The sequence below is a fragment of the Deinococcus planocerae genome, assembly GCF_002869765.1.
Taxonomy (GTDB): domain Bacteria; phylum Deinococcota; class Deinococci; order Deinococcales; family Deinococcaceae; genus Deinococcus; species Deinococcus planocerae.
This window is the reverse complement of sequence record NZ_PNOR01000007.1, coordinates 47,287-61,235: the sequence shown is the minus strand read 5'-3', so window position 1 is coordinate 61,235 and position 13,949 is coordinate 47,287. Positions and strand designations below refer to the sequence as shown.

Annotated in this window: 14 protein-coding genes and 2 tRNA genes; 8 read left to right on the top strand and 8 right to left on the bottom strand. The window is 70.0% G+C overall.

Annotated features, from left to right (window positions below; translation table 11 throughout):
• Positions 1–44 precede the first annotated feature (44 nt).
• Positions 45–1,862 carry a 30S ribosomal protein S1 gene (locus tag A7B18_RS05530; RefSeq protein ID WP_102125691.1) on the bottom strand — a complete coding sequence of 606 codons (1,818 nt, stop codon included), beginning with the start codon at positions 1,860–1,862 and terminating at the stop codon, positions 45–47.
• Positions 1,863–2,138: 276 nt separating this feature from the next.
• On the opposite strand from A7B18_RS05530, the gene A7B18_RS05525 reads away from it, so the two are divergent.
• The 7 genes from A7B18_RS05525 to A7B18_RS05495 all read left to right on the top strand — a co-directional run bounded on the left by A7B18_RS05525 (position 2,139) and on the right by A7B18_RS05495 (position 6,663).
• A tRNA-Gln gene (locus tag A7B18_RS05525) sits at positions 2,139–2,212 on the top strand.
• Positions 2,213–2,372: 160 nt separating this feature from the next.
• The gene (gene trxB / locus A7B18_RS05520; RefSeq protein WP_102125690.1) at positions 2,373–3,347 is read left to right on the top strand and encodes a thioredoxin-disulfide reductase; all 975 of its coding nucleotides are present in this window, start codon (positions 2,373–2,375) and stop codon (positions 3,345–3,347) included.
• A 70-nt stretch (positions 3,348–3,417) separates the two neighbouring features.
• Positions 3,418–3,915, top strand: coding sequence for an HD domain-containing protein (locus tag A7B18_RS05515; protein WP_102125767.1), 498 nt, complete (start codon positions 3,418–3,420; stop codon positions 3,913–3,915).
• 96 nt (positions 3,916–4,011) lie between these two features.
• A tRNA-Glu gene (locus A7B18_RS05510) sits at positions 4,012–4,086 on the top strand.
• Between the two features lie 61 nt (positions 4,087–4,147).
• Positions 4,148–4,828 (top strand): hypothetical protein, encoded by a 681-nt coding sequence (locus A7B18_RS05505; RefSeq protein WP_102125689.1) that lies wholly within the window; start codon positions 4,148–4,150, stop codon positions 4,826–4,828.
• A gap of 71 nt (positions 4,829–4,899) precedes the next feature.
• Complete coding sequence (locus A7B18_RS05500) at positions 4,900–6,084, top strand: MFS transporter (RefSeq protein ID WP_180970031.1); 1,185 nt, start codon at positions 4,900–4,902, stop codon at positions 6,082–6,084.
• 126 nt (positions 6,085–6,210) lie between these two features.
• Positions 6,211–6,663, top strand: a complete 453-nt coding sequence (locus A7B18_RS05495; protein ID WP_219722093.1) for a MarR family winged helix-turn-helix transcriptional regulator — start codon at positions 6,211–6,213, stop codon at positions 6,661–6,663.
• A 31-nt stretch (positions 6,664–6,694) separates the two neighbouring features.
• Here the strand turns inward: A7B18_RS05495 and A7B18_RS05490 are convergent, their stop codons facing one another.
• From A7B18_RS05490 to xpt, 5 genes are all read right to left on the bottom strand, one after another.
• Positions 6,695–7,114, bottom strand: a complete 420-nt coding sequence (locus tag A7B18_RS05490; protein WP_180970030.1) for a type II toxin-antitoxin system RelE family toxin — start codon at positions 7,112–7,114, stop codon at positions 6,695–6,697.
• A complete protein-coding gene (locus A7B18_RS05485; RefSeq protein ID WP_102125686.1) occupies positions 7,035–7,334 on the bottom strand; it encodes a type II toxin-antitoxin system Phd/YefM family antitoxin in 300 nt (99 codons plus the stop codon). Before A7B18_RS05485 ends, A7B18_RS05490 begins: the two co-directional genes overlap by 80 nt.
• Positions 7,335–7,505: 171 nt before the next feature.
• Positions 7,506–9,068, bottom strand: coding sequence for an acyl-CoA carboxylase subunit beta (locus tag A7B18_RS05480; protein ID WP_102125685.1), 1,563 nt, complete (start codon positions 9,066–9,068; stop codon positions 7,506–7,508).
• A 98-nt stretch (positions 9,069–9,166) separates the two neighbouring features.
• On the bottom strand, positions 9,167–9,655 hold the full coding sequence (locus A7B18_RS05475) for a YflT domain-containing protein (RefSeq protein WP_102125684.1): 489 nt from the start codon (positions 9,653–9,655) through the stop codon (positions 9,167–9,169).
• Positions 9,656–9,819: 164 nt separating this feature from the next.
• The gene (gene xpt / locus A7B18_RS05470) at positions 9,820–10,449 is read right to left on the bottom strand and encodes a xanthine phosphoribosyltransferase (RefSeq protein ID WP_102125683.1); all 630 of its coding nucleotides are present in this window, start codon (positions 10,447–10,449) and stop codon (positions 9,820–9,822) included.
• A 63-nt stretch (positions 10,450–10,512) separates the two neighbouring features.
• Between xpt and A7B18_RS05465 the strand changes: the two genes are divergently transcribed.
• Complete coding sequence (locus A7B18_RS05465; RefSeq protein WP_180970029.1) at positions 10,513–11,457, top strand: phosphotransferase family protein; 945 nt, start codon at positions 10,513–10,515, stop codon at positions 11,455–11,457.
• 81 nt (positions 11,458–11,538) lie between these two features.
• Here A7B18_RS05465 and A7B18_RS05460 read toward each other — a convergent pair whose 3' ends face one another.
• A complete protein-coding gene (locus A7B18_RS05460) occupies positions 11,539–12,477 on the bottom strand; it encodes a quinate 5-dehydrogenase (RefSeq protein ID WP_180970028.1) in 939 nt (312 codons plus the stop codon).
• 131 nt (positions 12,478–12,608) lie between these two features.
• Positions 12,609–13,937: a Glu/Leu/Phe/Val family dehydrogenase gene (locus A7B18_RS05455; protein WP_102125681.1), complete on the bottom strand. Its 1,329-nt coding sequence runs from the start codon at positions 13,935–13,937 to the stop codon at positions 12,609–12,611.
• Positions 13,938–13,949 lie beyond the last annotated feature (12 nt).

Genomic DNA, 13,949 nt, shown 5'->3' with positions numbered 1-13,949 from the left:
AAACCCACCGGGATCGCTCCCAGCGGGTCTTGATCTCTAGAGGCTTATTCGCCCTGCTTCTCGTCCTGGCCGCCCTCGGTCTTGGCGTCGTCCTTCTTGTCGCCGCCGAGACCGAACTGCGCGAAGAGGTCGGCGTACACGTCGCCCAGCTTCGTGCTGATCTTGCCGCCGCCTTGAGAAGCGTCCTTCGCGTTGAAGGTGTAGTCGGCGCCGCCGCCACGTCCGCCGCGCCCGCCACCGCCGCCACGGTTGCCGCCCTGGCCGCCCCCGCTGTACCGGTCGCTGCGCGAGCCGCCGCCCTGGCTGACAAAATCGCGCACGGGGCCGCCTCCACCGCCGAGCGCCCGGCGCCGCGAGAGGCTCGCGCGCTGCTCCACGGGGTCGATGTTCAAGATCACGGCCTCGATCTCGTCGCCCTTCTTGAAGAGGTCGGCGGGGTTGTTCACCCGCTGGGTATCGAGTTCGCTGATGTGGATCAGGCCCTCGATGCCTTCTTCGATCTCCATGAAAACGCCGAAGTCGGTCATGCCGGTGATCTTGCCCTTGACGGGCGTGCCGGGCGGGTAACGGTCGGGCAGCGCGCTCCACGGATCGTCCGTCGTCTGACGAATTCCGAGGCTGATCCGGCGCTCCTTGGGATCGATCCGCAGGATCACGGCCTCTACCTCGTCGCCCTCCTTGAGCACCTCGTTGGGGTGACGCACGCGCTTCGTCCAGCTCATCTCGCTGACGTGTACCAGCCCCTCCAGGCCGGGCTCGAGCTCCACGAACGCCCCGAAGTTAGTGAGGTTGGTAACCTTGCCGCGCACCCGCTGGCCGATGTGGTACTTCTCCACCGCACCCTGCCAGGGGTCCTCGGTCAGTGACTTCATCGAGAGGTTGATGCGCTCGCGCCCCTCGTCCACGTCGATGACCTGCACCTGCACCTTGTCGCCCACCTTCACCACGTCGCGGGGGTGGTTGAAGCGCCCGTAGGTCAGCTCGCTGCGGTGCACCAGCCCGTCGATCCCGCCCAGGTTCACGAAGACGCCGAAGTCGGTGATCTCGACGACCTCGCCCTCAAAGGTCGCGCCGGGCACCAGCTTGCCGATGGTCTGCTCGCGCGCCTGGGCCTTCTGGGCCTCCATGATCGCGCGGTGGCTGATGATCACCCGGTTGCGCTTGCGGTTGAGCTCGATCAACTTGACCATCAGGGGCTTGCCGACATAGGGGTCGAGGTCGTTCACCCGCCGGGTGTCCACCTGCGAGGCCGGGAGGAAGGCCCGAATGCCCTCGACCTGCGCGACGAGCCCGCCGCGCACCTTCTCAAGCACCTCGACCTCGAAGGCCTCGTCGCGCTCCTGCATCCGCTCGAGCACGCGCCAGCCCTTGTCCTGATCGGCCCGCTTCTTGGACAAGACGATCTGGCTGTTGGCGAGGTCCACCCGCACGACGTACGCCTCGATCTTGTCGCCGGGCTTGTACATCCCCTGGGCTTCTTCGAGGGTCACGGGCTCCTCGGCGATCTGGTTGAGGGGAATGGTGCCCTCCACCTTCGCGCCGACGTCCACGGCGATGCCCTCCTGGCCGATGAACACGACCGTGCCGTCCACGATGTCGCCGCGTGACACGGCCTGGTGTTCGGTCGCCTCGCTGGCGAGCACGTCCTCCATCGTCATCGCGGGGTAGTCGCGGTCGTCGGTGCTGGCCGACGTGGGGCTCGCCTGGGCCGGGGTCGCCTGAGCCGCCGGAGCGCTGCTCGTCTCCGTGGTCGGGGTCTCCGTCTGGCCGGTGCTCGTCTGCTCCGCGCCCGTCTGCTCGGTGCCCGGCGTGGGCTGAATGGTCCCGCCTTCCATGGCGGGGGTCTGGGTCTGGTCTTCCATGAACTCCTGTCCTCCTGGGCTCCCGGCACTTCACGCGCCCGGCGCCCTGTCCCTGTACCTGCGCTTAAGCGCGGCAACACCACACTCTAGCACCGCCCATCCGGGGGGGGCAAGCGCGACGTGGGCGCGCTATACGCGGTCTATTCGATGTTTAGCCGCTTTCGCCGCCGCGCCGCGCCGCTGAGCCCTGTGCCCGGCGGTTGACGCCCGGCGGAGGGGCGGCTATACTCCCTCACGCTCACCATGCACTCAGCGGTGGGCGGCCAGAGCAGGTGGTGGGGCATCGTCTAATGGCAGGACGACGGTTTCTGGCACCGTTAATCAAGGTTCGAGTCCTTGTGCCCCAGCCAACATGACACCCTCGCCGAGTGCGGGGGTGTGTTGCTGTCTGAGCCTGTCGCCGGAAGAGTGCGCCCCGCCAGACCTGGATGTGGGCGTTGCAAAGTGCTTTGAAAAGTAAAGTGTGCCCGGCTGACCTTCCCGAAAGGTGGCCGGTGGTACGCTTTTTGGATGACGAGTGCCCCCCAGGACTACGACGTGGTGATTGTCGGCGGCGGTCCCGCCGGGCTGACGGCGGCCATCTACACGGGCCGCGCCAACCTGAAGACCCTGGTTCTCGAAAAGGGCCTGCCCGGCGGCCAGATCGCGCAGACCGAGGACGTGGAGAACTACCCCGGCTTTCCCGAGCCCATCAGCGGGATGGAACTCTCGCAGCGGATGGTGCAGCAGGCCGAGAAGTTCGGCGCGCGCATCGAGATGGAGGAGGTGGAGGCCATCGAGGCTACCCCCGGCGAGCACGGCCACACCTTCACGGTGCGGGGCTACGGCGGCACCTACCGCGCCCGCAGCGTGATCCTCGCCACCGGGGCCAACCCCAAGCGGCTTAACGTCCCCGGCGAGGAGCACTTCTGGGGCAAGGGCGTGAGCACCTGCGCCACCTGCGACGGCTTCTTCTACCGCGGCAAGAAGGTCGTCGTGATCGGCGGCGGCGACGCGGCGGTCGAGGAGGGCCTCTTCCTGACCAAGTTCGCCGAGGAGGTCACCCTGATTCACCGCCGGGACACCCTGAGAGCGAACAAGGTCGCCCAGGCCCGGGCGTTCGCCAGCCCCAAGATGAAGTTCATCTGGGACACGGCGGTCGAGGAGATCCAGGGCGAGGACAGCGTGACGGGCGTGCGGCTGAGGAACCTCAAGACGGGCGAGGTGCAGGAGATGCCCACCGACGGCGTGTTCATCTTTATCGGGCACGTGCCGAACACCGACTTCGTGCAGGGCACCGTCAAACTGCGCGAGGACGGCTACGTCGAGGTGACGGACGAGATCTACACCAGCGTGCCCCTGCTCTTCGCGGCGGGTGACGTGTCGGACTACGTGTACCGCCAGCTCGCCACCAGCGTGGGCGCCGGGACCCGGGCCGCGATGAGCGCCGAGCGGGCCCTCGCCGCGCTGGAGATCGAGTCGGAAACCGTGGCGGCGGACGACTGAGCCGGGGCCGGAGGGGGACGGGTGCCGGGGGGTGCGCCCTCCCGCCCGTCCCCTCATCGCTCCTCCCCCCATGCCCGCCCGTCTGAGCCGCAAGGTCCGGGGGTACGTGGGAAAGGTAGGGCGCCTGACCCGCAGCCTGAGCCCATCCCACGCCCGCCCCGACGATGTATGGGCGGCCCCCTACCTCACCCCCGCCGAGCGGCGCGTGTACCTGGGCATGGACCCGCGCGACCGTGAGCACGCCTGCCGGGTGACCCGCCACCTCCTGCGCGACCACCCGCGCGCCGCGCCCGAACTCGTCGCCGCCGCCCTGCTCCACGACTGCGGCAAGAGCATCCGCCCGTACCGGGTGTTCGAGCGGGTCCTGGTGGGGCTGGTGCCGGGCCGCCTCGCGCGGCTCGTGCCCCTCGGGCCCCTCTCGGTCCGCGCCTATCACCCCGAACTCGGCGCCGAACTCCTCGCCCGGGCGGGAGCGCGGCCCCGCGTCGCCCGCCTCGTCGCCCGGCATCACCACGCGGGGGGCGACCCCGACGCGGCGCTGCTCCACCACTACGACGACCTGGAGTGATAGGCCCCGTTCCTCCTTGACTTCCCTGCCAGGCCTGCTAGAATCTCTCTTCGCGCCTGACACCGCCCCACCGGGCGGGCTATGCACCACGGAGACGGCCCCATCGTCTAGCGGTCAGGACAGCGCCCTCTCAAGGCGCAGACACGGGTTCAAGTCCCGTTGGGGTCACCACATCAGCCGCCTTCCCCCGTGGAGGCGGCTTTTCGCTTGCCCACCCGCTAGGCTGCCTCCCATGAGCCTGCCGCCCGCCCTGGCCGAACTCGTCGCCTATTTCGAGCCGCTCTCGACGATCCGCCGCGACTTCCGGGGGGCGGTGACGCTGCACACGCCGGGGGTGAACGTCCTCGCGCTGAACGCGACCTACCTGCCCGACGGGAACGCGGACCGTCTTCCCCTCGTCCGCGCCTGGCACCACGCGCAGGAGATGCCCGCCCTGGTGGCGAGCGCGGGGGAGAGCGCACCGGGCGAGGAGGTGGCCGCCGTGCGGGTGGGCGAGTACCACCCCACCGGGGCCCCGGGGGTGATCCGGGTAGAGCAGGTGGGGCGCCTCCACCTGCCCGTCTGGGCGGCGACGCTGGCCGAGGCGCACGGGACGCCGGAGTGGGCCCCCGCACTGTCGCGCCACCTCGCGGCCCGGCTGGAGGGGGAGCGGGACGTGACGCTGCTGCTCGCCTACGCGGGTTCGGAGGAAGTCGGGGCGCTGCTGTGGCGGGCGGGCCCCGGCGGGGGTGGGGTGGCCCACCTCTGGGGCACCCTCGACCCCGCCGCCGACGCGCCGCTCCTGGACACGGCGCACGCCCTGGGTGGAGGCTTGCGGGCCAGCCTGCCGGACCACCGTCCCCTGAGCGTCCACGCGGGGACGGTGGTAACGTTCAGCCTGCTGGCGGGGGCGACCCAGGCGCCCGGCCTCTGATAAGGACCCACCCCCATGCGACGACCGCCCCCCCGGCCCCGCTCCTCGCCCTCCCCCCGGCGCCTCTCCCCGTGACGGCGGCGCGGGTGGGGCCCGGTTTCGAGCGTGACCGGGCGACCTGGGTCACCTACCTGCTGCTGGGGTATTTCGCCTTTCTCCTAAATGCCCTGGGGCCGCTGCTGCCCTTCTTGCGCGAGAAGCTCGGCCTGAGCTACGCGCAGGCGAGCGGGCACACGAGCGCCTTTGCGGTGGGCTCCCTGATCGCCAGCGTGACCGCCGACCGGCTGGGGCGCCGCTTCGGGGAGGGGGCCGTGCTGTGGGGCGGCGCGGCGGGGGTGGCGGCGGGCGGGGGCTTGATCGCGGTCGCTCCGACCTTTCCCCTCAGCGTGCTCGGGGCGCTCGTGATGGGCGCGCTGGGGTCGCTGACGCTGGTGCAGGTGTCGGCGGTCCTCGCGCGGCGGCACGGCGAGAGGCGGCCCCAGGCCTTCGCGGAGGCCAACGCCGTGGCGAGCGTGTGCAGCGTGCTCGCGCCCCTGGCCGTCGGGGGGATGGTCGCCGCCGGGCTGGGCTGGCCGGGCGTGCTGTGGTTCGCGGCGGGGGGGCTGGCCCTGCTGGCCGCCGTCTTTCGACGGGTGACGTTGGCCGGAGGAGCCGGACCGGGCCCCACCTCCCGAGAAGCCCTGCCCGCCCGCTACTGGCGCTGCTGGGCCGTGCTGCTGCTCGTGGTGGCGGTGGAGTTCGGGGTGGCCTTCTGGGCGGCGGACTTCCTGCGGGGCGTGGGGGGGCTCGGGCGGGCGGCGGCGGCCACGGCGGTGAGCGCTTTCCTGCTGGCGATGCTGCTGGGGAGGCTGGCGGGCGGGGCGCTGCTCGCGCGGTTTCCCGCCCGGCGGGTGGTGGGCCTTTCCCTGCTCGTCGCGCTGCCGGGCTTCCTGGTCTACTGGCTCGCCCCGGGGGCCGCCGTGCGGATCGTGGGCCTGTTCGTGACCGGGCTCGGTGTGGCGAACCTCTACCCGGCGATGCTCTCGCTGGCGGTGGGCACGGCGCCGGGCCGCGAGGACGTGGCGAGCGCGCGGGCGGCGCTGGCCTCGGGCCTCGCCATCCTGACAGCCCCCTTCGCGCTCGGGGCCCTGGCGGACGCGTCCTCGCTCTTCCTCGCCCAGGCGGTCGTGCCCGCACTGCTCGTGCTCGCCGGGGTCGCGCTGGGGTGGGCGGAGCGGAGGGAGCCCCGGGAAGGCCGCGGGCGTCCGGGCTCCTGAGCCCACGGGGCGGGAGCGGGCACGCTAAGCTGGCCTTCCTGAGGCCGGGTCCGGCTTCATTCCCCGCTCAATGACACCGGATCAACACCCCTCATACTGAAAGCCGGAGGCCCCGGACGCACCGCCATGACGCAGACCCCCGAACCCCCCATCCACGACCTCGACACCATGCTGTGCTTCAACCTCTACGTGGCGTCGCGGAGCATGGTGATGGCGTACCGTCCCCTCCTCGAACCGCTGGGCCTGACCTACCCGCAGTACCTCGTGATGCTGGCCCTCTGGAATGCCCCCCAGCCCCCCACCGTCAAGGCGCTCGGCGAGTGGCTGCACCTGGATTCGGGCACCCTCTCGCCCCTCCTCAAGCGTCTGGAGGCCGCCGGGCACCTCAAGCGTCACCGCCGCGCCAGCGACGAGCGCGAGCTGGAAGTCACGCTGACCCCCCAGGGCCGGGCCCTGCGCGAGCAGACCGCCAACGTGCCCCACCTCATCGGCAAACGGGTAGGGCTCAGCGACCGGCAGGTTCGCGAGCTGCTCGGACTGCTGCGGCAGGTGATCGGGAACCTGGACGAGGGGGGCTGATCGAGAGGAAGGGTTTGGTGCGGCTGACGTTCTAGCCGTGGCGCCGCCCGAGCAGTCGGTACACGGCGTCGTCGTTGCGTCGCCCGATGACCGTTATGGTCACGATGGTGAGAAGCTCACCGGACTCGTCCAGATCGTAAACGATACGGTACTCGCCCACGTCGACGCGAAAGAAGTTCCAGCCGTTCGCCCGGTACGCCTCGCCCTGGAGAGGCCGCGCGTCGTGTGGCTTGGGATCGACCGAGAGAGCGTCGAGCTTGCGGGCGATCTGGCCCAGATGTTTGCGGTTGCCGATGTCCCGCAGGTCTTTTTCAGCCGCCCGGGTCAGTTCGACCCGAATATCGCGTGCTGTGGCTGCTGGCTCGTGTCTCTCAGAGGCCGAGGTCTCGCTTGAGGTCCTGCCAGTCGATTCTTGCGGTGCCGCTCCGCTTTTCCTCTTCGAGTCGTTCAAGGGCGAGGTCACCCCACAGGCGATCCTCCAGCCGCTCCAGCAACTCCAGGTCCGCCACACTGATCATGACCGCCGCAGGCTTGCCCTGCCGGGTCACCGTGACGCGCTCGCCACCGTACTGCACGCGGTTCACGAGGTCATTGAAGTTGCTGCGGGCCTCCGAGGCGCTCAGGGTCGGGGTGGTCTCCTTTCGTGATGAGGACCTCAGTTTCGTTGTCATGTTCAGCCTTCCAAAAATTGCCATCCATATGAAAGCGGGTAGGGTCTCCGCCTTGCCAAACGCCTTGTTACGCTCAGCGAGTTAAGGATAGAGTTCCAACGTTTTGTACAAATGTGACAACGAGGGTTACGCGGCTGTTCGTCCTCCTGACCATACGCACACCTCGCTCGCTTACAGCGGCATGTTCCCGTGCTTCTTGTACGGCCTCGTCTCCGCCTTGTCGCGCAGCATGGCGAAGGTCTGGATCAGACGGGCGCGGGTGTCCTCCATCGGAATCACGTCGTCGATGTAGCCCTTGGCAGCGGCCACGTAGGGGTTGTCGAAGGTCTCCTTGTACTGGGCGATCTTCTCGGCGCGGGTGGCCTCCGGGTTCTCGGAGTTCTGGATGTCGCGGCGGTAGACGATGTTGGCGGCCCCCTCGGCACCCATGACGGCGACGGCGGCGGTGGGCCAGGCGTACACCACGTCGGCGCCCATGTCGCGGCTGTTCATGGCGAGATACGCCCCGCCGTAGCTCTTGCGGGTGATCAGGGTGATCTTGGGGACGGTCGCCTCCGCGTAGGCGTAGAGCATCTTCGCCCCGTGCCGGATGATTCCGGCGTGCTCCTGCGCCACCCCCGGCAGGAAGCCCGTCACGTCCACCAGCGTCAGGATCGGCACGTTGTAGCAGTCGCAGGTGCGGATGAAGCGCGCCGCCTTGTCCGAAGCGTCGATGTTCAGCGTCCCCGCCATCACCTTGGGATTGTTCGCCACGATGCCCACGCTCTGCCCGTTCAGCCGCGCGAAGCCGCAGAGGATGTTCCTGGCCCAGCCCGGCTGGATTTCGAGGAAGGTTCCGTCGTCCACGAGTTCGTGAATCACGTCATGCATCGCGTACGGCTTGCGCTGATCGGGGGTCACGAGGTCGAGGAGGCGGTCGGTGCGGCGGTCCACGGGGTCATGGCACTCGCGCACGGGCGGCTGCTCGCGGGCGTTCTGGGGCAGGTACGAGAGCAGCTCGCGGATACCGTCAATGACCGCCTCGTCCCCGTCGTATTCGAGGTGGGCCACCCCCGAGCGGCGGGTGTGCACGTCCGCCCCGCCGAGCTGGTCGAAGGTCACGTCCTCGCGGGTGACCGACTTGATGACCTCCGGCCCGGTGATGAACATGTACGAGCTGCCCCGGCTCATCAGGATGAAGTCGGTCAGGGCGGGGGAGTACACCGCGCCGCCCGCGCAGGGCCCCAGGATCGCGCTGATCTGCGGCACGGCGCCCGAGTAGATCGCGTTGCGGTAGAAGATCTCGCCGTAGCCGGAGAGGGAGTCCACTCCCTCCTGAATCCGAGCGCCCGCCGAGTCGTTCAGGCCGATGACCGGGCAGCCCGTCTTGGCGGCGAGGTCCATCACCTTGGTGACCTTGGAGGCGTTCATCTTGCCCAGCGAGCCGCCGAGCACCGTGAAATCCTGGCTGAAGACGAAGACCTGCCGCCCGTCGACCGTGCCGCGCCCGGTCACCACCCCCTCGCCGGGGGCCTCGACGCCCGCCATCAGTCGGTTGTGACCGTGCTCGACGAAGGTGGAGAGTTCGAGAAAGGAGCCGGGGTCGAGCAGGCGCTCGATGCGCTCGCGGGCGGTGAGCTTGCCGCCCTCACGCTGCTTCTTCTGGCGCTCGGGGCCGCCGCCCGATTCCACCCTCGCGCGGCGTTGCTCCATCGCGGCGATCAGCTCCTGCAATTCCAGCCCGGGTTGTGTCATGGGGCCATGCTAGCGGGGCGGGCGCCCGGCTGGACCGCGTTCCCGGACAGGAGACACCCCCGCGCGGCAGGCGGGGGCGCAGGAGCGAGACCGGAAATTCAGGAAGAAGGCAGGCCGCCCAGCAGAGTGCGCGCCCGCTCGGCAACCTCGGCGTCGGCGAGGATGACGTAGCGCTCGGCGCGCATTCCGCCCACCGAGGTGAAGTCGCGCCGCCCGCCCGTGACGGCGTAGCCGATCAGGCCCCAGATCAACCCGGTGATCGCGCCCAGCACCATGCCGTAGGCGACCGCGTACAGCAAGTTCCCGCCGCCCAGCCCCAGCAGCCCGAAGAGCAGGCCGATGAAGAGGCCGATAAAGAGCCCCTGCCCGAAGCCCAGGCTCGCCGCGCGGCCCCAGTCGAGGCGGCCCGTGACCTGCTCGATGGTCCTCAGGCCCTCGCCCACGATGGCGGTGCGCTCGACCGGAAACCGCTGGTCGCTGAGGTAGTCGACGGCCCGCTGCGCTTCGAGGTAGGTGGGGTAGGTCGCCACGTTCACGCGCGCACTCTGGTCGGGAATCAGGGCCGAGCGGGGGTCAGGTTGGGTCACGGGGGCACTCCTTTGGTCCAGCCTAGAGACCGCCCCCGGCCCGCATCTGAGGGGGCGCTTCAGGAAGGCTCATCCTTGGGGCTGCTTATCGGTCCTGTGACGCCGGAAAGGGAATGCGTGAGGAGCTGCTCCGCCCGCGCCAGGGAGCCCCCCCCGGCCTCCCCCTAGGAGTGGGTGGACGGCACCTCCCGCCCGAGGGTCGGCGCCTCGCCCCAGCCCCCCGCCTCCACCACCACGCCCTCTTTCTCGCTCATCCGCACGATGTTCGCCAGCGTCAGGATCGGCACCCCCAGGTCGGCGAGCTTGTCCCGGCCCTCCTCGAAGCCCTTCTCGATCACGCAGCCCAGAGCGAGGAGTTCGGCCCCGCTCGCCGCGATGATGCGCGAGAGCGCCCGCAGCGTCCCGCCCGAGGCCAGGAAGTCGTCCACGACGACCACCCGGTCCCCCGCGCCCAGGAACTCGCTGCTCACGAAAAGGTCCACCACGCCCCCCTTGGTGCGGCTGACCGACTGCGCCGTGTAGGCGACCTCGTGCATGGTGACGGGCCTTTTCTTGCGGGCGTACACCAGCGGCACCCCCAGCACGAGGGCCGTCGCCAGCGCGGGGGCGATGCCGCTCACCTCGATGGTGACGACCTTGTTGGGCGCGAGGGGCGCGAAGCCCGCCGCGAACCGCTCGCCCATCTCGCGGGTGAGCCCCGGCAGAAGCTGGTGGTTCACCAGCCCGTCCACCTTGAGAATCCCGCCCGGCAGTATCCGCCCCTGCTCCCGAATCGCCTCCACAAGCGCCTGCATGGGGGCGAGTGTACCCGCCGGATGACGGACGCCTTCCGTCCCCTGTGCAGGGGAGACTGGGACGTGACCGGACTCCCCGACCTGACCCCCGCCGAACTCGCCGCCCTCGCGCGCCAACACGGGCTGCGCGGCCCCCTCGAAAGACTGCCCAGCGCGGGCATCGTGAACCGGGCCTACGCCGACGGCGAGGTCGTGTTGCGCGTCGCCGTGCCGGGGGACGAGACGGGCGAGGAGGACGCCCGCACCGAGGCCGTCGCCGTGCCCGCCGCGCTGGGCGCCGGAATCCGCACCCCGCCCCTCCTCGCCTTCGACGACAGCCGGGAGGTGGTGGACGCACCCGTCACCGTCTACGCCCGCGTGAACGCCCCCAGCCTGCACGGCACCGGCTGGGACGTGGCCGACCCCCGCTCTGTCCGCGCCGCCCGCGAGACCGAGCGCGAACTCGCCCGCCTGCACCTGAGCGTCACCGACGTGCCCGACCCGCGCGGCTGGCCCGAAATCTGGGACCTGCCCGACGCGCGGGAGGGGGTGGAGTCCGCCGCCACCGCCGGGCGCATCGACCGCCTGACCGCCGACTGGGCCGTCCGGCTCCTGACCCGCACCGCCGCGCTGCCCCGGCCCGCCCCCCGCTTCCTCCACGGGGACGCGCAGCCCGGCAACCTGCTCGTCCACCCGGACGGCTCGCTCGCCGCGCTCATCGATTGGGGAGACGCCGGGTGGGCCGACCCCGCCCTCGACTTTCCCGCCCTGCCGCCCCACGCCGCCGCGCACGCGTTGGACGCTTACCACGAAGTGGCGCCCGCCCTGCTCGGCGAGGGGGCGGAGGGCCGCATCCTGGAGGTGTACCTGGGCATGGCCTTCGACCATCTGAACGACGAGCCCACGCCCGACGAGCTGTGGGACGCCCGGCCCGGCAGTGTCCTCGGGCACCTCCTGCGCTTCGCGGTGGACGCCCCCGGGGAGTGGCGCGGGTGGCTCCGGGAGGAGGAGGGCGGCACGGGGCAATAAAAATCCGCCCTCTTGGGCGGTGATGGAAATAAGATAGCGCGTGATGCGGTATGAGTCAACCCTATGCAGTCCATTCCCCGCTCACCCCAGCTCGTTGATCTCCGGCCTGAAGCCCACCTCGCGGACGAAGCGCAGGTATTCCTCCTCGCTCAGCGCCTCGCGTTTGCCGCTGAGGGCCACGAAGAAGGCTTCGAGGACGTTGGTGGCGAAGTTGCGGCTCCCGATGCGCGGGGTAGTCGTGATCAGTCGGGCGACGCCGCGCTCTTTCATCCACGCGCGGTCAGCCTCGGTGATCGTCTGGGTGAGGATCGTCTTGCCGATCAGGTCGCGCGGGGCGTAGCGCTTGGCGTAGTGGGTGTCCCCGGCGATCACGTCGGCCCAGGCGTAGAGGCGGGTGCCCTGGCCCTCCACGCTCGTCTCCTGCTTGTCGCCCGTGGGATAAAACCAGTCCTGCGGCAGCTTGGTGATCGCGGGCAGGGCGAGGCGGGCCACCCGGCGCAGGGCCCCGATAGACCGCAGCGGCACGTTCAGGTTCAGCCCGAACACGATGTCGCCGTACACCACGTCCGCCCCGTGCTCCGAGAGCGCCTCCGCCATGCCGAAACGGTCCACCGCGGAGACCATCAGGACCCGCCTGGTCCGCCAGTTCAGCACGGGGTCGAGCTGCGCCACCGCGTCACGTTCGAGGGTGTTCTTCAGGCCGCTGCCGTCGAGCACGGGCGTGATCTTGGCGTGTGAGACGAGCTTGCGGACGTTGCCGAAGGTGTAGCGCCGCCCGTCCGCGATCACGTACAGGTCCGCCCCCCCCAGCCCGAAGGCGTCCACCCGCCCGTCGAGCGCCTGGAAGAGGGCCGCCGCCCTCCTCGCGTCCCCGTCGGTGCCGATGCGCTCCAGGACGAAGGGCTGGCCCAGCACGCTCATCTCCTCGCGGGCGTTGCGCTTGCTGTTTCCCAGCGACACGCTCACCACGTGCTTGAACCCCGCCGGGGCCGGGTGCCACCCGCTCAAGAGGTCGGACATGGGGGGCATTGTAATGCGGTCGGCTTTCAGCGGTCAGCCGGGGCGAGGTGGGGCGCCCGCCGAGGGGGGAGACACCACAAAAAAGCCCCGGCACCTGCCGAGGCCTTCTTTCCTGCTGATCGCGGACCACCTTACGGGTACAGCCCCCGCAGCGCCCGCGCCTCCAGCACCCGCGTGCAGGCCACAATGTAGGCGGCGGTCCGCAAGGTGACGCCGTGGCGCTCCTTGACGTCCCATAGACCCAGGAACGCCTCACGCATGATCCGGTCGAGCCGGGCGTTGATCTCGTCTTCCGTCCAGAAGAAGGAGGAGAAGTCCTGCACCCACTCGAAGTAGCTCACCGTCACGCCGCCCGCGTTCGCCAGCACGTCGGGCACGACGGTCACCCCGCGCTCACGGAGCAGGTCGTCGGCGGCGGGGGTCGTCGGGCCGTTCGCCCCCTCGACGATCAGTTTCGCCCTGATCCGGCCCGCGTTCTCCGCCGTGATCTGCTTTTCCAGCGCCGCGGGGATCAGCACGTCGCAGTCCACGCTCCAGAACTCGTCGCGCCCCAGCTCCTCGGTGCCCTCCAGGTCCGTGATCTTGCCCGTGCGGGTGAGGTGGGCGGCAGCCGCATAGGGGTTGATGCCCGCCTCGCTGTGGACCGTGCCCGTCACGTCCTGGATGGCGACGATCTTCGCCCCGTGGTCGAAAAAGATGCGCGCGGCGGCGTTCCCCACGTTGCCGAAGCCCTGCACGGCGACCCGGGCGCCCTCCAGCGGCATTCCCAGCTTGACGAGCGCCTCCGCCCCGGTCACGAACACGCCGCGCCCGGTGGCGTCGCCGCGGCCCAGCGAGCCGCCCAAAGAGACGGGTTTGCCCGTCACCACGCCCGTCGCCGTGCGGCCCACGTTCATGGAGTAGGTGTCCATCATCCACGCCATCGTCTGCGGGTTGGTGTTCACGTCGGGCGCCGGGATGTCCTTTTCCGGCCCGATGACCAGCCCGATCTCGGTCGTGTAGCGGCGGGTGAGGCGTTCGAGTTCCCCGGTCGAGTACTTGCGCGGGTCGATCCGCACGCCGCCCTTGCCCCCGCCGTAGGGCAGGTTGACGGCGGCGTTCTTGATCGTCATCCACGCCGATAAGGCCATGACCTCCGATAAGGTCACGTCCTGGTGAAAGCGCACGCCGCCCTTGGCGGGCCCGCGCGAGGTGTTGTGCTGCACCCGGTAACCCTCGAAGTGCGCGACCGTCCCGTCGTCGAGGTGGATCGGCACGTCCACCACGAGGATGCGCTTGGGCCGCTTCAGGGTCTCGACCCAGTACGCGAGCTTGCCGAGGTAGGGGGTCACCCGCTCGACCTGCTCGAGGTAGATCTCGTACGGCCCGATGTTGTTCGGATCGAGGTAACTCGGCAGGGTGTGCCCGCCGAGCTGGGGTTGAGCTGGGGTCTGGTTCTGGGGGTCTTGCGTGGCGGTCATTGGGAACCTCCG

Excerpts from the sequence above, each read along its gene's own strand:
- A7B18_RS05530 (WP_102125691.1), bottom strand. The coding sequence starts at position 1,862 with ATGGAAGACCAGACCCAGACCCCCGCCATGGAAGGCGGGACCATTCAG.
- trxB (WP_102125690.1), top strand. The coding sequence starts at position 2,373 with ATGACGAGTGCCCCCCAGGACTACGACGTGGTGATTGTCGGCGGCGGT.
- A7B18_RS05515 (WP_102125767.1), top strand. The coding sequence starts at position 3,418 with ATGCCCGCCCGTCTGAGCCGCAAGGTCCGGGGGTACGTGGGAAAGGTA.
- A7B18_RS05505 (WP_102125689.1), top strand. The coding sequence starts at position 4,148 with ATGAGCCTGCCGCCCGCCCTGGCCGAACTCGTCGCCTATTTCGAGCCG.
- A7B18_RS05495 (WP_219722093.1), top strand. The coding sequence starts at position 6,211 with ATGACGCAGACCCCCGAACCCCCCATCCACGACCTCGACACCATGCTG.
- A7B18_RS05485 (WP_102125686.1), bottom strand. The coding sequence starts at position 7,334 with ATGACAACGAAACTGAGGTCCTCATCACGAAAGGAGACCACCCCGACC.
- A7B18_RS05480 (WP_102125685.1), bottom strand. The coding sequence starts at position 9,068 with ATGACACAACCCGGGCTGGAATTGCAGGAGCTGATCGCCGCGATGGAG.
- xpt (WP_102125683.1), bottom strand. The coding sequence starts at position 10,449 with ATGCAGGCGCTTGTGGAGGCGATTCGGGAGCAGGGGCGGATACTGCCG.
- A7B18_RS05460 (WP_180970028.1), bottom strand. The coding sequence starts at position 12,477 with ATGTCCGACCTCTTGAGCGGGTGGCACCCGGCCCCGGCGGGGTTCAAG.
- A7B18_RS05455 (WP_102125681.1), bottom strand. The coding sequence starts at position 13,937 with ATGACCGCCACGCAAGACCCCCAGAACCAGACCCCAGCTCAACCCCAG.